The sequence below is a fragment of the Labrenzia sp. PO1 genome (genome assembly GCF_012273635.1).
GTDB lineage: Bacteria > Pseudomonadota > Alphaproteobacteria > Rhizobiales > Stappiaceae > Roseibium > Roseibium algicola.
The window spans coordinates 1,171,515-1,194,457 of the sequence record NZ_JAAXCR010000002.1 but is presented as its reverse complement, the minus strand read 5'-3'; the positions used below and the strand labels follow the sequence as shown (position 1 = coordinate 1,194,457).

The following is a 22,943-nucleotide window of genomic DNA, read 5'->3' as shown; positions in this document are numbered from 1 at the left end:
GCAGTCCTCGTGATGGGGGCTAGTTTTGTCACGGCCGGAGAAAGTTAAGAAAAGCTAAATCTGGCTGTGAGGGCTGCGAACGTAGTGGAATGACTAAACGGCAGCAAGACTACCAAAGGTGCTATGTAATTGTTTAATCGATTAAAAATCACCATTAAATTGCCAATGATTAATTTGGACGTCGAACTAAAATTCGAAACTTTCGGAATGTTCGAAATGTTGATTGAATCGAAAGAAAGTGCGTTCATTTCGCACTTGTAGTAGAGACTCGACTGAGCCCTGCCACCAATGTACGAGACTTGACGTTAAGTTGGTCTCTTGAAATCTTTTACAGTGATCCCCACCAATGCAGCCGGCTGGGCGGTCTTTGTGTCATGCAAGCATATCCGGAGGCGGATTGCCTTAATTTATGCGCATTTAGCAGGCCAAAGGCTGTGTGTTACATTAATGCCGATGCGCGCCATCGGTGCGTTGCCGGAAATGGAAAAACAAAGCATGCCGACAATTGCCCTGGTCGATGACGACCGCAACATTTTGACTTCGGTCTCTATCGCATTGGAAGCGGAAGGCTATCGCGTTCAAACCTACACCGACGGTACATCGGCGCTCGACGGCCTGCAGAGCGACCCGCCGGAACTCGCGATTTTCGATATCAAGATGCCACGTATGGACGGCATGGAACTGCTGCGCCGCCTGCGCCAGAACTCCGATCTGCCGGTAATCTTCCTGACCTCCAAGGATGACGAGATCGACGAACTCTTCGGCCTGAAGATGGGCGCCGACGATTTCATCCGCAAACCCTTTTCGCAGCGGCTTCTGGTCGAGCGTGTGCGCGCGGTGCTGCGCCGGGCGCAACCGCGTGACGCATCCACGCCGCGCGACGATGCCGACAAACTGCTGGAACGTGGCCAGCTTGTGATGGACCAGGAGCGTCACACCTGCACCTGGAACGGCAAACCCGTCACGCTGACCGTGACCGAATTCCTGATCCTGTCCGCGCTCGCGCAGCGGCCCGGTGTCGTCAAGAGCCGTAACGCGCTCATGGACGCGGCCTATGACGATCAGGTCTATGTGGATGACCGCACCATCGATAGCCACATCAAGCGGCTGCGCAAGAAGTTCAAGGTTGTTGATGACGACTTCGACATGATCGAAACCCTCTACGGCGTCGGGTATCGTTTCCGGGAAGTCTGAAACGGACCGGTAGAGCGGCTGTCCCGGTAAAACCTGGAAACGATCTGCTTTTGGCTGTTCAGTCGGTTTCGATTGAACAGCCTTTGATCTAATGTGAGCCCGAATGGCGGTGGAAAGCGAGAGCGCGGAAGAGATTGGTGCCTCTGAACCTCAGAACGGTTCGGATCGCTCCCGTCTGCGCCGACTTGGCAACAAGCGCATCCGTCGCCGTCTGCTCAGCCAGTTGGGCCGTATCTTCGGAACGTATGTTCTCTCGTCGCTGACGCGGCGGATCATCGCCATCAACCTTGTGGGTCTGCTGGCACTGGTGATCGGTATTCTGTACCTCAACCAGTTTCGCGCGGGCCTGATCGATGCACGGGTGCAGAGCCTTCTGACCCAGGGCGAAATCATTGCTGGCGCCATTGCCGCTTCCGCCACCGTCGATACGGGCACGATCACCGTCGACCCCGAACGCCTGTTGCAGTTGCAGGCAGGCGAGAGCATTACCCCGACCCAGGAAGATCTCGACAGTCTCGACTTTCCGATCAACCCGGAACGGGTCGGTCCCGTGCTGCGCCGCCTGATTTCGCCGACCAAGACTCGGGCGCGGATCTATGATCCGGAAGGCATTCTCATCCTCGACAGCCGCCACCTTTATACCAGCGCCCAGATCCTGCGCTTCGACCTGCCGCCTCCGACGGCGGAGGAGGAAGGCTTCTGGGATTCGACCTGGCAATGGGTCAAGCGCTGGCTGCGCCAGGGTGACCTGCCGATCTATCAGGACGTAGGCGGCGGCGATGGCCGCGCCTATCCGGAAGTGGAGGCGGCGCTTGCCGGATCCCCGGCCAGCGTGACGCGGATCTCGCAACGGGGCGAGCTGATCGTTTCCGTTGCCGTGCCGATCCAGCGGTTCCGCGCGGTCCTTGGGGCCTTGCTCCTGTCGACACAGGGCGGTGACATCGACGCCATCGTGCGGGCCGAACGTATCGCCATCATTCGCGTGTTCCTGTTTGCCGCCACAGTGACTATCCTTCTGTCGATCCTTCTGGCCGGGACGATTGCCGGTCCGGTCAGGCGCCTGGCGGCTGCCGCGGATCGGGTGCGGCGAGGCTCGACCTCTCGTGAGGAGATACCGGACTTTTCGGATCGGCAGGACGAGATCGGCCATCTGGCGCGTTCGTTCCGGGAAATGACCCACGCGCTCTACAACAAGATCGATGCGATCGAGCAGTTTGCCGCCGATGTCGCGCACGAATTGAAGAACCCGCTGACATCGCTGCGCAGCGCCGTGGAAACCCTGCCGCTGGCCAAGTCCAAGAATTCGCAGGACCGGTTGATGGAAGTGATCCAGCATGACGTGCGCCGCCTCGATCGTCTGATCAGCGACATCTCCGATGCTTCCCGCCTTGATGCGGAACTGGCCCGCATCCAGGCCGAGCCGATCGACCTGGCCGAACTGCTGCGCAACATGGCCGATGCCGCCAACCAGCGGTCCGGAGCGGAAGAGGCAAGTGTCAAGCTGGCCGTTGCAGATGCTCAGGGCAGCAAGCCTTATCAGATGCAAGGCCATGATATTCGCCTCGGACAGGTCGTCAGCAACCTTCTGGACAACGCCAGGTCCTTTTCGCCCGCCGACGGAACGGTTCGGGTGGATCTCAGCCGGGACGGCCGGATGATCAAGATCATCGTGGATGATGACGGTCCCGGCATCCGTGCTGAAAACACCGAGCGCATTTTTGAACGCTTCTATACCGACAGGCCGGAAGGCGAAGGCTTCGGCAACAATTCCGGTCTGGGTCTGTCGATCTCCCGGCAGATCATCGAAGCCCATGGCGGGACCATAGTTGCCACCAACCGGCTGGTGCCCGGTCGGGACGGCAAGCAGAAGATTGCAGGTGCTCGTTTCACCATCTATCTGCCGGCAGGGCGGAGCAAGTGACGCCTCCGGCGGTTCATGCCAACTGCGTGGTGGTGGGCACTGCCGGCCTTCTGATCCGGGGTGGTGCCGGAAGTGGCAAGACAACCCTTTCGGATATTCTCATCGAGGCGGCACGGGCCAAAGGCAATCTCGGCCTTCTGGTGGCTGACGACTACACGCATGTTGCTGCAGCCGATGGACGGCTCGAGGCGCATGCGCCGCGGACGATAGAAGGCCGCATGGAAGTACGCGGCTTCGGTGTTGTCGAAACGCGTTTTCTGCCGCATGCGCAAGTGCATCTGTTGGTCGAACTGAAGCAAGCCGACGCCATCGAGAGGATGCCGGAGCAGGCTCTTGCGACAACCTGCCTGGAAGGCGTGCATTTGCCGGTGGTTATGTGCCCGCAAAACGACCCTGAGCACAGCCTGCGCCTGATCCGTTGGGCGTTACGGCACCTTTTCCCCAAAGGACCGGATTATATTTGAGGCAGCAGGGGCGTTTTTTGCTTGCAACTGACGAAGCGGTTGAAGAGAGTGCATCAGACTGATAAACGCCCGGCTCTTTCCGGATCTCTTTTGGGATCCTGAGCTTAACGCACTCGATAATCAGGCTAACTGACGCATGATCGGACTTGTACTTGTTACGCACGGGCGCCTTGCTGAGGAATTCAAAGCGGCGCTGGAACATGTTGTCGGTCCACAGGAACAGGTTGAAACCATCTCCATTGGTCCGGATGACGACATGGAACAGCGGCGCCAGGACATTCTGGCCGCTGTTGAAGCTGCCAATTCCGGCAAGGGTGTGGTGCTTCTGACGGACATGTTCGGTGGCACACCTTCCAACCTCGCAATTTCCGTGATGGACAGCAAATCCGTTGAAGTGGTGGCCGGTGTCAATCTGCCGATGCTGATCAAGCTTGCCAGCGTGCGCGCAGATCGCGAACTGGCCGATGCTGTCGACGAAGCCCGTCAGGCCGGCCAGAAATACATCTCGGTTGCCAGCCAGGTGCTGTCGGGACAGAACTAAAACAACAATGACAGCGCAGACCGTGTTGGAAAAAGACCTGACAATCGTCAACCGCCGTGGCCTGCATGCCAGGGCTTCCGCAAAGCTGGTGAAGCTGGTGGAGACGTTTGACGCAGATGTCCAGGTTTCCAAGGACGGCCAGACCGTCGGCGGAACGTCGATCATGGGTCTCATGATGCTCGCTGCCAGCCCGGGTTGCTTTATCACTGTCAGCGTCACCGGCTCTGATGCAGGAGACGCCATGGCGGCGATTGCCGAACTCGTCGAAAGCGGCTTTGGCGAAGAAGATTGATTTTGACATTTCGTGCCGCCACCTTGCGGTGCACATTCCTGCTGCGGTCGATCGAGTGAATTCCGGGCATCGGCCACACCCTTCCAAACCGAACCGGGGGCCGACATGGCGAGCCACACTCAGGACCGACTGATTTCCGCCGCGCGCACTGCACTTATACATGTCCATGAGGCGTTGGAACTTCAATTCGCGTTCGAACTCTGGGACGGATCCCGGGTACCTGCCGATGCGCCGGCGGACGGTCTGCGGCTTGCGCTTTCCGAAACGGCGCTGACGCGTCTTCTTCGCCGTCCCGGCATCAAGACGCTGATCGATCTCTATGCAAATGGCGACGTCGACCCGCGCGGTGGCAGCATTTTCGACTTTGCCGAAAAGCGGCCGACACTCAAAAGCCGGGAAATTCGCAAGCGCCTCAACAAGACCCTGCTTCTGAAAACCGGATTTTCGCTTTGGCGCGGCTCTGGCCGCAAGGCTGAAGCCAACCCGGACGGGCTTGATGCCGGTCAGTCAGCGGACCGAAGCTCCGGCAGCCGCAAGGACGACATCGCGTTCCATTACGACGTTTCCAACGACTTCTATCGGCTCTTTCTCGACCCGGAGATGGTCTACACCTGCGCCTATTTCTCCGACTGGTCGAACGATCTGGCAACGGCGCAGAAAGACAAGCTCGACATGATCTGCCGCAAGTTGCGGCTGAAGCCGGGCGACCGGATGCTCGATATCGGTTGCGGCTGGGGCGCCCTGATTTGCCACGCCGCCGAACATTATGGCGTGACAGCCGTTGGGGTCACACTGGCGGAAGAACAGCTGAAGCTTGCCGAGGAGCGGATCAAGGCGCGTGGCCTTGAAGACAAGGTCTCGGTCAAGCTGATCGACTATCGCGACATGGACGGCAAGTTCGACAAGATCTCATCCATCGGCATGTTCGAGGCGGTCGGGCTGGACAATTACGACAATTACTTCCAGAGCGTGCACCGCCTGCTGAAACCGCGGGGTGTCTACCTGCACCATGCGATCACCCGCCGCGGAAAAAAGGATCTGAAGGCGTTCCGCCGCAAGAAGCCGGAATACCAGGCGCTGGTACGCTACATCTTCCCGGGAGGGGAGGTCGACCACATTGGCTGGACGCTGACCAATCTGGAAGCGCACGGCTTTGAGGTTCACGACGTGGAAGCCTGGCGCGAGCACTATGCCCGCACGACACGGCTGTGGGCGGAAAACCTGATGAAGGTAAAGGACGCGGCTGTCGCGGAAATAGGCGAGCACAAATATCGTCTGTGGCTGGCCTATCTCATTGGCGTCTCGCTTGGCTTCGAACGCGGCTCCATTGGCATCTTCCAGACGGTCGCGACGCGTCGCACCAAGGGGCCGTCAGGCATGCCGCCGTCACGCGCGGATCTCTACCGGACGTGATTGGGACATATGATATAAAGAATTCTTTATATCTTTATTGCGTGATGACCCTGCTGACGCTATAACCCCTTCCAACGATTTCCGGAGCCTTCCGGATTTCGGCTGTCGCCCGCCCCTGGTGCCGTTTTGGCACTGGTTCACGAGATGGCGGCGACACTCAAGGGGCCTTGCGCCTGAAGCTGGCTCAAAACAGCAGGACTTATTCATGACCGACTACATCGTTAAAGACATCGGGCTCGCAGACTGGGGCCGCACCGAAATCGAGATCGCCGAACACGAAATGCCGGGCCTGATGGCCTGCCGCGCCGAATTCGGTGACTCCAAGCCGCTCAAGGGCGCCCGCATTGCCGGTTCCCTGCACATGACCATTCAGACCGCCGTTCTGATCGAAACGCTGGTTGCACTGGGTGCGGAAGTCCGTTGGGCGTCCTGCAACATCTATTCCACGCAGGATCAGGCAGCCGCTGCGATTGCAGCTGCAGGCATTCCGGTTTTCGCAACCAAGGGCGAAACCCTGGAAGAATACTGGGATTATGCCGACAAGATCTTCGACTTCCCCGAAGGTGCGAACATGATCCTGGACGATGGCGGCGACGCCACGCTCTACATCCTGCTCGGTGCACGGGTCGAAGCCGGTGAAACCGGTCTGATCGATAACCCGAAGTCGGACGAGGAAGTGTGCCTGTTCGCGCAGATCAAGAAGCGCATGGCCGCCAACCCGGGCTGGTTCACCAAGCAGAAAGAGCTGATCCAGGGCGTTTCGGAAGAAACCACCACTGGCGTTCTGCGTCTTTATGAAATGCAGAAGAAGGGCGACCTGCCGTTCCCGGCGATCAACGTCAACGACAGCGTCACCAAGTCCAAGTTCGACAACCGTTATGGCTGCCGTGAGTCCCTGGTCGACGGTATCCGCCGCGGCACCGACGTGATGATGTCCGGCAAGGTTGCCGTTGTCTGTGGTTACGGCGACGTCGGCAAAGGTTCCGCTCAGTCCCTGGCTGGTGCCGGTGCCCGCGTGATCGTCACCGAAATCGACCCGATCTGCGCCCTGCAGGCTTCCATGGACGGTTTCGAGGTCAAGACCATCGAGCAGGCTCTTCCGGAAGGCGATATCTACGTCACCGCGACCGGCAACAAGGACATCATCACCTTCGACCACATGCGTGGCATGAAGGACATGGCGATCGTCTGTAACATCGGCCACTTCGACAACGAGATCCAGGTTGCTGCCCTCAAGAACACCAAGTGCCGCCCGGTCAAGGACCAGGTCGACATGTATGTGTTCCCGGATGGCAAGCGCATGATCCTGCTCTCGCAGGGCCGTCTGGTGAACCTCGGCAATGCTACCGGCCACCCGAGCTTCGTGATGTCCGCAAGCTTTACCAACCAGGTTCTGGCGCAGATCGAACTCTTCACCAAGGGCGATCAGTACAAGAACGAAGTCTACGTGCTGCCGAAGCATCTGGATGAGAAGGTTGCCCGCCTTCACCTGGAGAAGCTGGGCGTCACGTTAACCGAATTGTCGGACGAGCAATCTCAATATCTGGGGATTAATAAGGCTGGTCCGTTCAAGTCGGAACACTACAAATACTGATTCCGGCGAGGTGGCCCACTAGATGTGGTGATCGCCTCGATTCGGGTCTGTGAACAAAAAAATGCAGGACCCTTTAATTTTAAGGGTCCTGTTAACTTTTCAATAACGGACTCTTCTGCGTGATTCTCAAAAAGGTTATGGTTTAGGCGAATCAAAGGCCACGAGGCGGATGTCTTTGATTTGCTCCCAGAAACCGGGAGCTGCGGCCCGCAAGAACAGGGCAAGGCGGCACAAGGGGATCACAATATGCCGATAAGCGGCAGGAACGACGCGCGGCCACGCGCGGCGTGGCGAGATTGGAGTCTGAAATCGGTGAAGCTCGGCGGAACGGCGCTGGCAGGCTGGAGCCTGTCTTGCGGTTCAGCGGCAGCCGACATGCTCGCCGACACGACTGCCGCCATTTCCCCCGATAACATGATTCTTTTTGGTGCGTTAGGCGGAATGTGCGCCTTTGCCGTCACCGCATCTGTCGCTCTTGTGCGTCATCGCAAACAATCCGGATTGCTGACCGACGCGCTGGAAAAGGAAAAGAGCGATCTCAAATTCCGGGTCGACCGCCTGGAGGCGATGCTCAATACCGACGAGCAACGCGTCATCGTCTGGACCGGTAACGGCGCCATGCCGCAGATCTGGGGCATCCTTCCCGAAAAATCTGGCGTGCCGCGGCCCCCGGCGCAACTGCTTGCCTTCGGCAGCTGGCTGACGGCAAAATGCGCCGGCGACCTGGAACGTCATCTGGACATGCTGTTCCGTACCGGCGAAGCCTTCACCACCACCTTGAAGACCCGCACCGGAACCTATGTGGAAGCGCTGGGGCGCACCACCGGCGGTGCTGTGGTCCTGCGTCTGCGCGATCTGACCGGCGAACGTCAGATGCAGGCGGAACTTGCTGCCCGCAATGCCAAGATCTCGGGCGAACTGCATATGCTGCACGCGCTGCTGGACGCCATGCCGGCACCGGCCTGGCAGCGCGATGCGGAAGGAAATCTCATCTGGGCCAACCAGGCCTATGCAGAAGCGGTCGACATGACCGACGCCGATCTTGCGATCAAGGAAGGGGCAACCTTCCTCGACGCTGCTGCGCGCACCGCCATGGCCGTCCAGCGTAACGAAGACGGCTGTTTCAACGCACGTATTCCCATCGTTGCCTCCGGTGAACGCCGGGTGTTCGAAGTGACCGATGTCAATGCCAATGTCGGCGGAGCCGGCATTGCCGTGGACATCAGCGAACTGGAACAGGCCCAGAAGGAACTCGGCCGCGCCGAGGACTTCCACGGCCGCACGCTGGACCAGCTGGCAGCTGCGGTTGCCATCTACAGCGCCGATCGCAAGCTACAATTCTACAACGCGGCCTTCCGCCAGTTGTGGGATCTCGATCCCGCTTTCCTGGAAAGCCGGCCGGAAGACAGCGCGGTTCTGGATGCCTTGCGCGCGGCGCGCAAGATCCCGGAACAGGCGGACTATCGCGTCTGGCGCAACAAGATGATGGAGAGCTACCAGTCTCTGGAAGCTCGCGAAAGCTGGTGGCATCTTCCCGATGGCCGCACCCTGCGCGTCATTGCCAATCCGCACCCGCAAGGCGGCGTCACCTATATCTATGAAAACGTCACCGAGCAGCTCGATCTGGAAAGCCGCTACAACGCGCTGACCCGTGTCCAGGGGGAAACCCTCGACAATCTGTCGGAAGCCGTTGCCGTGTTCGGGTCAGACGGGCGCCTGCGCCTTTGGAACCCGGCTTTCGGTCGCATCTGGGGTCTGGAAGAGGATCAGCTTTCCGAACTGCCGCACGTCAAGGAAGTCGTCTCCGCCTGCACGCTCAATGAAACCGAGCGCGATGCCTGGGAACAGCTTGCCGGCAATGTAACGGGACTTCTCGACAACCGCACCCAGAAGGTCAGCCGTCTGGAACGCCACAACGGCGATGTCGTCGACTATGCCACTGTTCCGCTGCCCGACGGCGGTACGCTGGTGACCTTTGTCGACGTAACGGACAGCGTCAACGTCGAGCGGGCGCTTCTGGAAAAGAACGAGGCACTGGAACAGGCAGACCAGATCAAGAACGCCTTCATCCAGCATGTTTCCTACGAGCTGCGCTCGCCGCTGACCAACATCATCGGCTTCGCCCAATTGCTGGCAGATCCGAAATTCGGAGAGCTCTCCGACAAGCAGAGTGAATATGCGGACTACATCCAGTCGTCCTCGTCGGCGTTGCTTGCCATCATCAACGACATTCTGGATCTGGCAACGTTGGATGCCGGCATCATGGAACTGGACCTGGGTGAAGTCGACGTCGCGCCGACCGTTGCGGCCGCCGTCGAAGGGCTGAAGGACCGGATCGCCGAAGCACGCATCAACCTGCGGACCCATGTGCCGGGTGATGTCGGCATGATGGTTGCCGACGAAAAACGCCTGCGTCAGGTCCTGTTCAATCTCATCTCCAATGCCGTGCGCTATTCCGAGCCCGACGGCGTGGTCGATGTCAGCTGCAGCCGCGAAGACGACAAGGTGACCTTCGTCGTTCAGGATCATGGCTATGGCATTCCAGCTGAAATCCTCACCCAGGTGTTCAACCGCTTTGTCGGGCATGACACAGGATCGCGCCGTCAGGGCGCAGGTCTCGGCCTTGCCATCGTCAAGAGCTTTGTCGAACTGCATGGCGGCACGGTCGACATTCAGTCCGCCGAAGGCAAGGGCACGACGGTGACCTGCGTTTTCCCCGCACGGCCCGAACTGGCGGACCAGGCGGCGGCCGAGTAGGACGCCGGATGGCAGACCACCAGCTGCAAGCCCTGTCGGGCGCCTTTCAGACAATCGAAATTACCGACGAACACGGCACGCGGCGACTTGCCAACGACATCGCGATGGTCCTGAAGCCCGGCGATGTCATTTGCCTGTCGGGTGATCTGGGCGCCGGGAAGTCCACGTTCACCAGGGCGCTGATCCGGGCCTTTGCCGGTGAGCCGGAGCTGGAAGTGCCGAGCCCGACCTTCACGCTCGTGCAGACCTACGATTTGCCGCGTTTCGACCTGTCCCACTTCGATCTTTACCGGCTTGAAGAGCCCGAAGAACTGGAAGAGCTCGGGCTGGATGACCTTCTGGAAACGGGAGCCGCGCTGATCGAATGGCCGGAGAAGGCGAACGAGCTGCTGCCCGGCAATGCCCTCTGGATCCAGATCACCCAGCCGACTGACAGCGATGACCATCGCCGGTTCAGCCTCTATTCGGACGCCCCGCACTGGCAGAACCGGATCGGGCAATCGCTGGCAACGCGGTCCTTTCTGGGGACCGCTGGTCTTCCGGATGCCGAGCGCCGTTTCCTGGCAGGCGATGCCTCCCTGCGAACGTTCGAGACGGTTGCAACAGGGTCTTCGACAGCTGTTCTGATGCGCTGGCCTTTCCAGGGGGACGCGGTGCCGGAAGCTGTCCGCGCCTACATGGAAAAGGTGCATCTGGCGCGCGACTGCCGGGCGATTGTCGCGGTGGGAACGGAACTCAGGAACCATGGTCTTCGCGCGCCCGATCTTATGGCGAGCGACCTGGAAAACGGACTGATCCTCTCGTCCGATCTTGGCCGGGATACCATCGTGGTAGACGGCAAACCGGTGCGCGAAAGATATTTTGCCGCCGTCGATGTCCTGGCGAAGATGCATGGTGAGGCCTGGCCAAAAACGGTCTCGCTCGCCGATGGTGGGCTGTATCAGGTCCCCGACTTCTCAGCGGACGCGCTTGTTGCCGAAGCGGCGCTGTTTCTGGACTGGTATGTCCCGAAGGTGTCCGGAAAGCCGGCCGGCGAGAGCACGCGCTCGGAATTCGAACGGTTATGGCGCGAGGCACTTGAAGACATAAGCGAGGCCCAGACAGGTTGGGTGCTGCGCGATTTTCATTCGCCGAACCTCCTTTGGCAGGCGGGTGCTGAAGGAACCGACAGGATCGGCCTGATCGATTTCCAGGACACAGTCTATGGCCCGGTTGCCTATGATGTTGCATCCCTGCTGCTGGACGCCCGCACGGACATGGACGAAGCTCTGGAAACGGCGCTCTACGATGCTTATCTCTCGGCAAGAAAAATGCAGTCCGCAGAGTTCGATGAAGTTGGTTTTTCGAAAGCCTATGCGGTCATGGCGGCGCAGCGGATCTCCAAGATCCTCGGCATCTTCGTCCGTCTGGCCGAGCGCGATGGTAAGCCGGCTTACTTGAGCCATTTGCCGCGCATGCTAGGCTATCTCGACCGGGTGCTTGACAGGCCGTTCCTGTCGGATTTGAAAGACTGGTACGCACGCTACCGGCACTGAACGCGCCGCGTTCAACCGGTCGCACATTTGAGACAGATGATGACAGACAAGCGGTTTCGCCCTTCCAAAGCCATGATCCTGGCCGCAGGCCTCGGCAAGCGCATGCGCCCGCTGACGGCAACGACGCCCAAGCCCCTGATCGAGGTCAACGGTCAGGCCCTGATCGACCATGGCATGGACCGGCTCGCAGCAGCCGGCGTGAAGACCTGTGTGGTCAACGTGCACTACCTTGCCGATCTGGTGGAGGTTCATGTCCGTCGCCGCCCTGATATGGAAATCCTGATTTCCGACGAACGCGATCAGCTTCTGGAAACCGGGGGCGGTATCAAGAAAGCGCTGCCGCTATTGGGCGAAGAGCCGTTCTTTCAGCTCAATGCCGACACCTGCTACTGGATCGAAGGCGTCAAACCCAACCTGGAACACATGATCGAAGCCTGGGACGAGAGCCGCATGGACGCCCTGCTTCTGGTTGCCGAAACCGTGAAAGCGGTCGGCTATTCCGGCCGTGGTGATTTCGACATGGCAAAGGACGGCGCGTTGACCCGGCGGCAGGAAAAGGGCGTGACGCCCTTTGCCTATGCAGGTGCAACCATTTTGCACCCACGCCTGTTCGAAGATGCCCCGGACGGGCCGTTCTCCATGAACAGGCTTTTCGACAGGGCGATTGAAGCCGGACGTCTCTACGGCGTTCAGATGGAAGGCCTGTGGCTGCATATCGGTACCCCGGAGGCCATCCGTGCCGCCGAATATGCCGTTCGCGAGAGTGCCGCCTGAGGATGGCCCGCAGCGCGCGCCTCTGGTCTGTCCCGCCGTCCGTCCCTTTCCTGAAAACGCTGGTCGACACACTGGTCGACGGGAGCTTGATCCCCGGCTTTCGCCCGCTGGACGATCCACTGCTGCTGCCGTCGGTCACGCTGTATCTGCCGACACGCCGCGCCGCACGCCTGCTGCCGGAGCTTTTCCAGCAGCGGTTTGGTGGCCGGCCGGTTCTCCTGCCTGCCATCCGCCCGGTGGGCGATGCCGACGAGGATGCGCAGAGCCTGACCGCCAATGCGGATCTGGAACCTCTGCCGCCGGCAATGCCCCTTCTGGAACGTCATCTTGCGATGACGCGGCTGGTAAAGGCCTGGAAGGGCATGCTGCGCCGGGAAGCGCTCAGTCTCAGGTCCGACGAACCTCTCGGCCTTCCGGCGTCGACGGCCGATGCAGCCTGGTTGGCGGCAGACCTGCTGACGCTGATGGACGAGGTTGAAACGGAAGAAGCCGACTGGACGGAACTGTCCGGTCTGGTGCCGGAGGACCACGCCCGGTACTGGCAGATCACGCTCGATTTCCTGCAGATCGTGCGGGAGGCCTGGCCCGCGCATCTGGCCGAACTGAAAATGATGGACCCGAAGGCACGCCGCTCGGCCCTTATCCGGCGCGAGGCCGAGCGCCTGGAACGGACACCTCCTCGTGGCCCGGTCATTGTTGCGGGTGTCACCGGCTCGGTTCCGGCCACCGCCGAATTGCTGAAGGTTGTCTCCCGGCTTGAATCCGGTGTCGTCGTGCTGCCTGGGCTGGACCGCTATCTGGACAGCCGCTCCTGGGCCGTATTGGGAGAAAAGACGGGCAAGGCCTCGACCCGCAAGGGTGTGATGCAGAAAGACGCGGCAACCCTGCCTTCACATCCGCAGTATTCTCTGAAGCAGTTGCTTGATCGGCTGGGTGCCGGGCGGGAAGAGGTTGCAACACTCGGGCCGGACCCGGACCGTGGGCTCCTGCTGCGTGAGGAACTTGTCTCCGAAGCTTTGCGTCCCGCCGATACCTCCGATGGCTGGACAGCCTATCTGGACGCCCGTCCCGAAACGGACAGGGCGGAGGCATTGGATGGTGTCTCGATCATGACTGCCCGCAACGAGGCGGATGAAGCCTTGAGCGTCGCGATTGCCTTGCGCGAAGCGATCGAGCGGCAGGAAAGTGCGGCCCTCATTTCGCCGGACCGTATGTTGACGCGCCGGGTTGCGGCAGAGCTTGCCCGCTGGAACATCCAGGTGGACGACAGTGCCGGCCGCCCGCTCGACCAGACCGCACCGGCGATCCTGGCAATCCTGGCAGCAAAACTCGCCCTTGGTGGCTGCGAGCCTATTGATCTTCTGGCGCTTCTGAAGCATCCGCTGACACGGTTGGGCCTGCCGGTGAAGGACATCCGGTCTGCCGCCCGCGCGCTGGAGCGTGGCGTGGTTCGCGGACCGCGCGCCCGGCCGGGAACGGCAGGTTTGCGGCTGGCTGTCGAGGCGAGCCGGGAAGATGCGGGCAAGGCACATACGCCACGCTGGAAAAAGATCCACGACGAAGACTGGGATGTGATTGCGAACCTTGTCGACCGGCTGGCGAACGCACTGAAACCGCTGGAAGAACTTGCCGCAGAAGGCGGCACGATCCTTCTGACCGACCTCGCACGGCGGCATGTCGATGTGATCGAGGCGATCTCGATCGATCACGAAGGTTCGGTGGCCGAACTTTACACCGGTGAGGCGGGCGAGGCGCTGGCCCAGTTCCTGACCGGTCTTCTGGAAGCAAGCTCCAGCGGACTGGAAATTCCCGCCGGCGAATGGCCGTCGGTACTGCCTGCGCTGATGTCCGGTCAGGCCGTACGGCGCAGGCTGCCGGGCGACCAGCGGGTGCAGATCCTCGGTCCCATGGAAGCACGGCTTCAGGCCTTTGATTTTGCGATCCTGGGTGGCCTCAATGAGGGCGTGTGGCCTCAACGCACGCGCAATGATCCGTGGCTGAACCGGCCGATGAAGCGCGACATGGGGCTGGAACCCCCGGAACGCCGGCTCGGTGCGGCCGCACATGACTTTGCGCAAGGCATGGGTGCACGGCGGGTCCTTCTGTCGCGTGCCGCACGCTCCGACGGCGCTCCCACTGTCGCATCGCGCTGGCTGCAGCGCCTGACCACGCTTGCCGGGCCTGACCTGACGAAGAAACTGGAAGCGCAAGGGGCGGTATATTCCGCCCTTGCAGCACAGCTCGACCGGCCGGAAGGTGCGGTGCGGCCCGCGTCCCGGCCTCACCCTCGTCCGCCCTTGGCAGCGCGCCCGAAATCGCTCTCCATCACCGAAATCGAACGCCTGATCCGCGATCCCTACGCGATCTTTGCCCGTCATGTGCTCGAGCTGCAGCCGGTCGACCCGATCGGCGGCGAACCCGGTGCGGCCGACAAGGGCAACCTCATTCACGATGCGCTGGCAGATTTCCTGCTGACCTGGACCGGCGCATTCGACGACAGTGCCGTAAAGGCCCTGACAGAGATCGGCGAGGAGCTGTTTGAGCCTCTTGATGCGTTTCCGGCGATCCGGGCGCTCTGGTGGCCGCGTTTCCAGAAAATTGCGGCTGGCTTCGTTGCCTACGAAGCGAGGCGGTCACAACACGTCAGTCAGCGGTTCCTGGAAATCGGGGGCGGTGTGGAATTGAAGTTGCCCGGCTTCGATTTCCGCCTGCGCGGCCGGGCAGACCGGATCGACCTTCTGAGTGGCGGCGGGCTGTCCGTGGTCGATTACAAGACAGGGCAGGTGCCCTCGCAAAAGCAGGTCGACGCGCTCCTGTCGCCGCAATTGCCGCTGGAGGCCGCGATGGTCCGGCGGTTCGGGTTCAAGGATGTGCCAGCTGACGCGCCCATATCCGAGCTATTGTATCTGCAGCTGAAAGGCGGCAGCGAACCGGTGATCGAAGCGCCGCGAAACCCGAAGGACACGCCGCTGGAAGATCTGGTGGAAGACGCCTGGACGCGACTGGAACAATTGATCGCCCACTATGTCAGAGAAGACATTGGTTACCTGTCCCGTGCCCGCGTCATGCGCGAACGGCAGATGGGCGGTGACTATGATCATCTTGCCAGAACGCAGGAATGGGCGCTTGGATCGGAGGAGGCGTCGTGAGCTTTCAGATCCCTGAAGTGACCAGGCAACGGCAGGACCTTGCCTCCCGCCCACGGGCCTCGGCCTGGGTGAGTGCCAATGCCGGATCGGGCAAGACCTTCGTTCTGTCCCGCAGGGTGGTGCGGCTGCTGCTGGATGGCACCGATCCCTCTCGTATTCTTGCGCTGACCTTCACCAAGGCCGCCGCTGCCGAAATGGCGACCCGCGTTTTCAAGATTCTCGGCGAATGGGTCACCAAGGATGATGCCGCGCTCGCGGCCGAATTGCAGGATATTGAAGGCCGCAAACCAGATGCCGCGCGCCTGGCGATGGCGCGTCGCCTCTTTGCCCGGGCACTGGAAACACCGGGCGGGTTGAAGATCCAGACCATTCACGGTTTCTGCGAATCCCTGCTGCACCAGTTTCCGCTGGAAGCAAACGTCGCGGGCCATTTTGCCGTACTCGACGACCGGGTGGCGGCGGAACTCATGGCGGCCTCGCGCGCGACCGTGCTTCATGTTGCCGAAACCGAGCCGGAAAGCGCCTTTGGCAGGGCGCTGGCATCTGTCATTGATCTGATGAGCGACGGCGGCGCCCAGAAGGCGCTGGACGAGTTGATCCAGAGCCGCGACGCCTTCCGCCGCTGGACGGTTGATGCCGGCGATCTGGAAACCGCGCTTGCCGAGCTTGCCGATCTTCTGGAAACCGACCCGGCTCTGAGGCTCGCGGATTTCGACGAGCAGTTTCGGTCCGCATGCCCGTTTGATCTGAACACCTGTCTTGCCTATGCCGAGGCACTGCGAACCGGCACCAAGACCGATCAGGCGCGTGCGGACGATCTGGTTGCCGCCGCGAGGCTCACGGACATAACCGCTTTCCGCGAGGCCTGGCAGGCGATTTTCCTGACAGCCAAGCTTGAGCCGCGAAAGTCGCTCGCCACCAAGAAGGTCGCTGAAACGTTCCCCCAGATGCTCGAGGCGCTGGAGGCGGAACAACATCGCCTGCTGGAGCTGCTGGACCAGCGCCGGAAGGTGGCGACCTATGAGGGAACCACAGCCCTGCTGCGTCTCGCCGACGCGGTGATCGGTCATTATGAGCGCGCCAAGACCGCCCGCGGGTATCTCGATTTCGAGGATCTGGTGGTCAAGACGGCAACACTGCTGCAGAAGTCGGACGCCGCACTCTGGGTGCAATACAAGCTCGACCAGGGGCTTGATCATATCCTCGTTGACGAGGCCCAGGACACCAGCCCGCGCCAATGGGAAGTGGTGACTTCGCTTGCCTCCGAGTTCTTCGCCGGGACTGGTGCAAGAGACCGGGTCCGCACGCTGTTTGCGGTGGGCGACGAAAAACAGTCGATCTATTCGTTCCAGGGCGCTGTTCCGGCCTATTTCGATGCCATGCGCCGGGCCTTTTCCGGAAAGGCCGAGGCGGCCGAGCTTGAGTTTCATTCCGTCAATCTACAGCTCTCCTTCCGCTCCACGCCGGATGTTCTTGGAGCGGTCGACAAGGTGTTTCACGACGAAAGCGCCCACAAAGGCCTGTCGCAGGACGTGAAAGCGCCGGTCCATGAAGCCATCCGCCGCGATCCGGGGATCGTTGATCTGTGGCCACTGGAGGCCGAGGCGGAGATCGAGGAGCCGGACGACTGGCGCCAGCCGATCGACCACGTCGGTTCAGGCAGCCCGATGCTGAAGGTGGCCAGGCGCATCGCGGCAGAGATCGCCCAATGGATGCGCGATGGCACGGCAAATCCCGGCGACGTGATGATCCTCGTGCGCAAGCGCGGGCCTTTTGTCGAAGCGCTCAACCGGGAACTGAAGGAGCTGGACATCCCGGCTGCCGGCAGTGACCGCCTTGTTCTGACGGACCATATCGCTGTTCAGGATCTTGCCGCTCTCGGCAGGTTCCTGTTGCTGCCGGAAGACGACCTGTCGCTTGCCTGCGTGCTGAAGAGCCCGCTGTTCGACCTGACGGACGACGACCTGCTGGAGGTTGCCCGGGAAACGCCGGAAAAGGTGCGCCCCGGAACGCTGTGGCAGATGCTGGTGAAACGGTCGGACAGTTCGGACAAATGGAAGGCCGTGCGCGCAAGGCTGGAAGACTGGCGCGCACGCGCCGACTTCGTGCCGCCTTACGAATTCTATGCCCGGCTGCTGGGGGCTGATGGTGGCCGGAAAGCATTTCGCGCTCGCCTCGGCGTGGAAGTCGATGACGTTCTGGACGAGTTCCTGGCGCTCACCATTGCCTATGAGCAATCCGGCACGCCGGGCCTGGAAGGGTTCCTTGCCTGGATGGCAGCGGCACCGACCGAGATCAAGCGTGAGTTGACCAATACCAAAGGTATGGTCCGCATCATGACCGTGCATGGTTCCAAGGGGCTGGAAGCGCGGATCGTCGTTCTGGTCGATCCGGGGGCAGCCCCTGTCAGCGCAATCCACGATCCGGCCTTCCTGCCGCGCAAGCGTCTGGAAAACGATCTTCTGCCACCGGCTCTGGTCTGGCTGCCGCCCAAGGCGGACCGGACGCCCTGGCACGACGCGGCGGTGGAAGCCCTGCGGGACGCGCAGGAGGAAGAATACCGGCGCCTGTTGTACGTGGCTCTGACCCGCGCCGAAGACCGGCTGATCGTCTGCGGCTGGGAACCGAAACGCGGTGCCCACGAGAACTGCTGGTATTCGATGGTCTCGCGGGCGTTGAAGCCTGAGGCGCGTGAACTGACAGCGACGGATGGATCCGTCTCCGCCTGGCGCTGGCAGAAGGACGGCGTCATCGCCGAGCCCGAGGCAGGCGCGGCGCCGCATACCTCCGCAGAGCCGCGCAGCGAAGAACCGCCGTTGCCGGACTGGCTCTCCAGTCCCGTCCGTCCGCTTGCCAGGAAGAAACGCCTTCAGCCCTCACGGGCATTCGAGGCGATGGAGGAAAAGGAAGGCATCGAACCGGTGCCTGCGGTGTCTCGCTTGCAGGCGGGCAGGGATCTTGCGTCTTGGCCCCTGGAGCGCGGTCGACTGATCCACCGGCTTCTGGAGCTGTCGCCGGACTTGGCTGAAGACGCCCGCATGACAGCGTCGGAAGCCTACCTCAAGCAGGCGCTCAAGCCGGAATTTGCCGAGCGCATGCCTCACCTTCTGCGTGAAGTGGCTGCGATTCTCGAGATGCCGGAATTCGAGACGTTGTTTTGCGGTCATGCCCGCGCCGAAGTTCCGCTGGTCGGGACGATTCGGGCAAGCGACGGTACGGAAGTCGAGATATCCGGACAGATCGACCGGCTGGTGGTTGAGGATAACCGGGTGGTGATTGTGGATTACAAGACCAATTTCCATCCGCCGGCATCAGTTGCCGAAATCCCGCTCGAGTACCGCGCACAGCTTTGTGTTTACAGGGAAATGCTGAAGCAGATTTATCCGGACAGGGAGATTTCCGCCCAGCTTCTGTGGACCGCGGTGCCGAGCCTGATGGAAATCCCCGAAAAGGTGCTGGAAGAAACCTTCGCCGGACTGCGTCCTGACGGCACATCGGCTTGACGGCAGGCCCTCGGCTTCCTACGTTCTTGCCAACTGACGCGCTTACATCGGGTAGGCGCGATCCTGAGACCTACGAGATCTAGTTATGGCTACCACACAAGTTACCGACTCTTCGTTTGAAGCCGAAGTCCTGAAATCCGACGGCCCGGTCGTGGTCGACTTCTGGGCCGAATGGTGCGGTCCGTGTAAGATGATCGCTCCGGCTCTTGAAGAAATCTCCGAAGAGATGAACGGCCAGGTGAAGATCACCAAGCTCAACATCGACGAGAACCAGGACATGGCGATGAAATACGGCGTTCGGTCCATTCCGATGCTGATCCTGTTCAAGGACGGCGAGCCGATGGCAACCCAGATCGGTGCAGCGCCGAAGGGCAAACTCTCCGACTGGATCAAGAGCGCCCTTTAATTCCGAAATATATCTGCGGCTGACCGGCTGCGGTTCATATGAGCGCATCCGGCGGGTAAGCGAAAGCCTATCCGCCGATGCTCTTTGAAAAAACGCCAACCGGTCGTATAAGCACCCGCAAACAGTCTGAGCAAACGGATCATTCATGAGCGACGAAAACAAAACCCCGGAAGAGCAGCCGGCAGAAGCAACGCCGGAAACCGCAGCAGCGGAACAGCCGGAAGCTGTCGAGGCGGCCGGTGTCGATCCGATCGAAGTTCTGAAAGCCGAAAACGCGGATCTGAAGGATCGCGCGCTTCGCGTCATGGCGGAAATGGAAAACCTGCGCCGCCGCACGGAAAAGGAAGTCAAGGACGCCCGCCAGTACGCCGTGTCAGGTTTCGCCCGTGACATGCTGACGGTTTCCGACAACCTGCGCCGCGCACTTGAGGCGTTGCCGGAAGATGACCGCAAGAACGCCGATGCGGGTGTTGCTTCGCTGATCGAAGGCGTCGAGATGATCGAGCGCGATCTGCTCAACCAGCTTGAAAAGAATGGCGTCAAGAAACTGGACCCGGAAGGCCAGAAGTTCGACCCGAACTTCCACCAGGCCATGTTCGAGGTGCCGAACACCGCAGTGCCGAACAACACGGTTGTACAGGTCATGCAGGCCGGCTACGTCATTGGCGACCGCGTGCTGCGCCCGGCCATGGTCGGCGTTTCCAAGGGTGGCCCGAAGGATGTTGCGGCGTCGGCTGAAGCCGGACAGACAGTCGACAAGAACGCCTGAGTTCAACCGACCCCAGAGCTTTGAAGGGGCTGCTCCGCATCCAGCGAAGTGGCCCCTTTTCTTTGGGGCAACCCTTTCGTCAACACAGCCAACCGGAGCCAGTCCTGCTGTCGACGCGACGCGCGAGGATGACAGCCCAACGATCAGTGTTTTCCAGAAAGCGGTCTGGTCGGACTTTCCTAATCCCTTGAGCGAGATATGCAGCCCCTCAGACGTAGGGCCGAGCGCCGGCGTGGCATGCTACGGGATGACAAAGACCCGGACCTCAGGTACTGCCTTCGGAAAGAAAGTGGCCATGGGGGACGGAATGCTGCTGCAAATGCTGGACTATCTCGGGGTGGCGGTATTCGCCATTACCGGCGGCATCGTCGCTTCGCGCAAGCAGCTGGATATCGTTGCCCTGCTGTTCTTTGCCACGCTGACGGGGATCGGTGGTGGTACCCTGCGTGACCTTTTGCTGGGTGTACCGGTCTTCTGGGTGGAGAACGAATGGTATCTGCTGGTGTGCTTCGTCGTCAGCGCGCTGGTCTGGTATTTTGCCGAGTGGATCGAAAAGCTCAGCAAACCCTTGAGATGGGCCGATGCCATCGGTATTGCGGCCTATTCTGTCATGGGAGCTGCCAAGGCCCTGACTGTCGGTGACACGATCCTGGTGGCGATCCTGATGGGTGTCTCGACGGCAACTTTCGGCGGCATCCTGCGGGACACCATCGCCCGTGAACCTTCCTCCATCGTGAAGCCGGAAATCTATGTCGGTGCGGCTTTTGCCGGTGCGGGTGGATTTGTTGTGCTGGTGCAATTGGGTGCGCCGCAAATCCTTGCCGCGATCCTTGCCGCAAGCTTTGCGCTGATCTTGCGCGGCGGAGCGATCCTGCGTGGCTGGACCTTGCCCGGACACCGTTTTGGAACAGGTTCAGATCCCAGCTAAGCCGGGATGGCTTTCCGTCCCTTGGCCTCAGCGGACAGTCCGGGAACGACAAAAGCCGGCCCACGGGGAACCGGCTTCACGATTATCGTATAACGGGTTTGGCGCGATTGGCAGAACGTGCCAAACCCTTGGAGGCAGCCGGTCTCGCCCGTAGGGTCGAACGGCCAGGGTGCCATCAAGGCACTAGTAGACAAGCCCCGAGCAGGCCGACACATAGTACATCAGCCCAATTGCGATTGCCGGAAGGCTTGCCGAATAGGCAAGCGTCGTCAGCATGATTTGCTCCTTCAAGATACCAACGAGAAACCCATGGCGGCCAAGCCGTCATCCGGGCGACCCCTTTCGGGCGCTCGCTTTCATGGATTCCCCCTGCTGTTCCGGGATATGGTGTGCGCAGGCACGAGTTCCAGAGGTCACGTCCTCAAAAAAACGTGTGCAGCCAGTGCGTAGTCTGCGAGCCCGGTGCGCGGGGCAGGCAAAAACAGCGTGCGCTGGCCGTAGTAACGCCGGCCGGCTTTCGTGCCCTGTGTGAGGTCCTTCAGGTCGGCAGCCCATTCAAGATCCGGCCGCGGCGGTTCGCTCAGGTCGGTGGTGAACAGCCGTGCTTCCTGCAGCAGTTCTGTCGGCAATTGTGCTTCCGGATCCAGCACATCTACGTGACAGCCCGCAGGAGGATCCAGGTAGGTGAGGGCGTGATGGGTGCCTGTTTCGTTTTCCGGACCGGCAATGCAGATCATGTCCGCGCCTTCCTGCGCGGCATAGATCTCGTTCGTGATGCCGACATTGACCCCCTTGAGCGCGGGCAAGGCGGCGATCCTTTTCTGGATTTCCGGCGACACGCCGGCCAGAAGGATCGACGTCAGGTTGCGCACGGCCGCATAGCCGCACACCAGCCGGGGCAACCTCGGGTCGTCGCCGATGACCAGCAGGCGGGACGTGTCTTCGCGGGACAGGTAACTTGCGCCGAGCGCATGCAGACCGGCCGTGCGCCAGACTGTAAGGCGCATGCCATCCAGAAGGGCGATCGGTTGTCCGCCGGAACCGGAAAACAATAGGTAGAGACTTGAGGACAGGCCCGTTTGTTCGGGTAGATCCAGCGCCAGGGAGCAGCCGATATAGCCGCGCTTGACGTCGCCTTGTTGGGTAAAGTCAGTCCAGGCCGGCTGTACGGTAAGCGCGCCTTGCTGCTGGTTCAGCCGGCCGATGGGCAAGGGGGATGCCTTGGGGGCGACTGTGCTGGAGCGATAGGCCCGGCGCAGCGTTTCAAGAACGGCCCTGTCTTCCAGGCAGGCATCGATCTCGTCGCTGGAGATAATACGCATGGTAATGTCGGCCGGTCAGGCGGCGTTGCGGTTGCCCGGTCCTGCCAGTCCCTTGAGATTGGATGCCGGCTGACCTGCGGTGTTCATTTCCCGCAGCTGGTCGGCTTCCTTGTGCCATTTCGCGGCTTCCCGGCGCTTCACGCGTGCTTCCTTGCGCCAGCGGCCTTGTTTGGCCCATGCGCCAAGTCCACCGACGATGATGCCGACACCCAGACTTGCGAAGATGATCCAGAACAGCGGAATGTCCGGGATCGTCAGGCGCGGGTCCTGCGGGTCGAGGGGATTGAGCGACAGGGAGACCGTGTGCCGGTTCGCCACCGACAACGGGATCAGGACAACCGCGATAACGAACAAGATCACGTTCTTGAGGAAACGGGTCAC

The 22,943-nt window shown here is 60.9% G+C and carries 17 protein-coding genes; 15 read left to right on the top strand and 2 right to left on the bottom strand.

Annotated features, from left to right (window positions below):
- Nucleotides 1–495 precede the first annotated feature (495 nt).
- From HCG46_RS13410 to HCG46_RS13340, 15 genes are all read left to right on the top strand, one after another.
- Nucleotides 496–1,194 carry a response regulator transcription factor gene (locus tag HCG46_RS13410; protein WP_031268674.1) on the top strand — a complete coding sequence of 233 codons (699 nt, stop codon included), beginning with the start codon at nucleotides 496–498 and terminating at the stop codon, nucleotides 1,192–1,194.
- A 103-nt stretch (nucleotides 1,195–1,297) separates the two neighbouring features.
- Nucleotides 1,298–3,115, top strand: a complete 1,818-nt coding sequence (locus tag HCG46_RS13405) for a sensor histidine kinase (RefSeq protein WP_168686495.1) — start codon at nucleotides 1,298–1,300, stop codon at nucleotides 3,113–3,115.
- Nucleotides 3,112–3,579, top strand: coding sequence for an aldolase (locus HCG46_RS13400; protein ID WP_075281671.1), 468 nt, complete (start codon nucleotides 3,112–3,114; stop codon nucleotides 3,577–3,579). Before HCG46_RS13405 ends, HCG46_RS13400 begins: the two co-directional genes overlap by 4 nt.
- Nucleotides 3,580–3,715: 136 nt before the next feature.
- The gene (locus HCG46_RS13395; RefSeq protein ID WP_022998980.1) at nucleotides 3,716–4,120 is read left to right on the top strand and encodes a PTS sugar transporter subunit IIA; all 405 of its coding nucleotides are present in this window, start codon (nucleotides 3,716–3,718) and stop codon (nucleotides 4,118–4,120) included.
- Nucleotides 4,121–4,127: 7 nt separating this feature from the next.
- On the top strand, nucleotides 4,128–4,412 hold the full coding sequence (locus HCG46_RS13390) for an HPr family phosphocarrier protein (RefSeq protein ID WP_022998979.1): 285 nt from the start codon (nucleotides 4,128–4,130) through the stop codon (nucleotides 4,410–4,412).
- Nucleotides 4,413–4,517: 105 nt separating this feature from the next.
- Nucleotides 4,518–5,825, top strand: a complete 1,308-nt coding sequence (locus tag HCG46_RS13385; RefSeq protein WP_205838490.1) for a cyclopropane-fatty-acyl-phospholipid synthase family protein — start codon at nucleotides 4,518–4,520, stop codon at nucleotides 5,823–5,825.
- A gap of 205 nt (nucleotides 5,826–6,030) precedes the next feature.
- Complete coding sequence (gene ahcY, locus HCG46_RS13380) at nucleotides 6,031–7,419, top strand: adenosylhomocysteinase (RefSeq protein WP_022998977.1); 1,389 nt, start codon at nucleotides 6,031–6,033, stop codon at nucleotides 7,417–7,419.
- Nucleotides 7,420–7,731: 312 nt separating this feature from the next.
- The gene (locus HCG46_RS13375) at nucleotides 7,732–10,176 is read left to right on the top strand and encodes a PAS domain-containing sensor histidine kinase (RefSeq protein ID WP_022998976.1); all 2,445 of its coding nucleotides are present in this window, start codon (nucleotides 7,732–7,734) and stop codon (nucleotides 10,174–10,176) included.
- 8 nt (nucleotides 10,177–10,184) lie between these two features.
- Nucleotides 10,185–11,711, top strand: a complete 1,527-nt coding sequence (gene tsaE, locus HCG46_RS13370) for a tRNA (adenosine(37)-N6)-threonylcarbamoyltransferase complex ATPase subunit type 1 TsaE (RefSeq protein WP_168686494.1) — start codon at nucleotides 10,185–10,187, stop codon at nucleotides 11,709–11,711.
- A gap of 39 nt (nucleotides 11,712–11,750) precedes the next feature.
- Entirely contained in the window at nucleotides 11,751–12,485 is a 735-nt protein-coding gene (locus HCG46_RS13365) for a nucleotidyltransferase family protein (RefSeq protein ID WP_031268670.1), read from the top strand.
- Between the two features lie 2 nt (nucleotides 12,486–12,487).
- A complete protein-coding gene (gene addB, locus HCG46_RS13360; RefSeq protein WP_168686493.1) occupies nucleotides 12,488–15,634 on the top strand; it encodes a double-strand break repair protein AddB in 3,147 nt (1,048 codons plus the stop codon).
- Nucleotides 15,631–19,137 carry a double-strand break repair helicase AddA gene (gene addA, locus HCG46_RS13355; protein ID WP_209009455.1) on the top strand — a complete coding sequence of 1,169 codons (3,507 nt, stop codon included), beginning with the start codon at nucleotides 15,631–15,633 and terminating at the stop codon, nucleotides 19,135–19,137. Before addB ends, addA begins: the two co-directional genes overlap by 4 nt.
- 85 nt (nucleotides 19,138–19,222) lie before the next feature.
- Nucleotides 19,223–19,543 carry a thioredoxin gene (trxA, locus tag HCG46_RS13350; protein ID WP_022998971.1) on the top strand — a complete coding sequence of 107 codons (321 nt, stop codon included), beginning with the start codon at nucleotides 19,223–19,225 and terminating at the stop codon, nucleotides 19,541–19,543.
- Nucleotides 19,544–19,688: 145 nt separating this feature from the next.
- Entirely contained in the window at nucleotides 19,689–20,312 is a 624-nt protein-coding gene (gene grpE / locus HCG46_RS13345; RefSeq protein ID WP_022998970.1) for a nucleotide exchange factor GrpE, read from the top strand.
- Between the two features lie 307 nt (nucleotides 20,313–20,619).
- Entirely contained in the window at nucleotides 20,620–21,240 is a 621-nt protein-coding gene (locus HCG46_RS13340; protein ID WP_022998969.1) for a trimeric intracellular cation channel family protein, read from the top strand.
- 413 nt (nucleotides 21,241–21,653) lie between these two features.
- On the opposite strand, the gene HCG46_RS13335 is transcribed toward HCG46_RS13340, so the two are convergent.
- Together HCG46_RS13335 and HCG46_RS13330 are read right to left on the bottom strand one after the other, a co-directional pair.
- Complete coding sequence (locus HCG46_RS13335) at nucleotides 21,654–22,562, bottom strand: ornithine cyclodeaminase (protein ID WP_055657231.1); 909 nt, start codon at nucleotides 22,560–22,562, stop codon at nucleotides 21,654–21,656.
- A 15-nt stretch (nucleotides 22,563–22,577) separates the two neighbouring features.
- On the bottom strand, nucleotides 22,578–22,943 hold the full coding sequence (locus tag HCG46_RS13330) for a lipopolysaccharide assembly protein LapA domain-containing protein (RefSeq protein WP_022998966.1): 366 nt from the start codon (nucleotides 22,941–22,943) through the stop codon (nucleotides 22,578–22,580).

Excerpts from the sequence above, each read along its gene's own strand:
- HCG46_RS13410 (WP_031268674.1), top strand. The coding sequence starts at position 496 with ATGCCGACAATTGCCCTGGTCGATGACGACCGCAACATTTTGACTTCG.
- HCG46_RS13405 (WP_168686495.1), top strand. The coding sequence starts at position 1,298 with ATGGCGGTGGAAAGCGAGAGCGCGGAAGAGATTGGTGCCTCTGAACCT.
- HCG46_RS13395 (WP_022998980.1), top strand. The coding sequence starts at position 3,716 with ATGATCGGACTTGTACTTGTTACGCACGGGCGCCTTGCTGAGGAATTC.
- HCG46_RS13390 (WP_022998979.1), top strand. The coding sequence starts at position 4,128 with ATGACAGCGCAGACCGTGTTGGAAAAAGACCTGACAATCGTCAACCGC.
- HCG46_RS13385 (WP_205838490.1), top strand. The coding sequence starts at position 4,518 with ATGGCGAGCCACACTCAGGACCGACTGATTTCCGCCGCGCGCACTGCA.
- ahcY (WP_022998977.1), top strand. The coding sequence starts at position 6,031 with ATGACCGACTACATCGTTAAAGACATCGGGCTCGCAGACTGGGGCCGC.
- tsaE (WP_168686494.1), top strand. The coding sequence starts at position 10,185 with ATGGCAGACCACCAGCTGCAAGCCCTGTCGGGCGCCTTTCAGACAATC.
- HCG46_RS13365 (WP_031268670.1), top strand. The coding sequence starts at position 11,751 with ATGACAGACAAGCGGTTTCGCCCTTCCAAAGCCATGATCCTGGCCGCA.
- addB (WP_168686493.1), top strand. The coding sequence starts at position 12,488 with ATGGCCCGCAGCGCGCGCCTCTGGTCTGTCCCGCCGTCCGTCCCTTTC.
- trxA (WP_022998971.1), top strand. The coding sequence starts at position 19,223 with ATGGCTACCACACAAGTTACCGACTCTTCGTTTGAAGCCGAAGTCCTG.
- grpE (WP_022998970.1), top strand. The coding sequence starts at position 19,689 with ATGAGCGACGAAAACAAAACCCCGGAAGAGCAGCCGGCAGAAGCAACG.
- HCG46_RS13340 (WP_022998969.1), top strand. The coding sequence starts at position 20,620 with ATGCTGCTGCAAATGCTGGACTATCTCGGGGTGGCGGTATTCGCCATT.
- HCG46_RS13335 (WP_055657231.1), bottom strand. The coding sequence starts at position 22,562 with ATGCGTATTATCTCCAGCGACGAGATCGATGCCTGCCTGGAAGACAGG.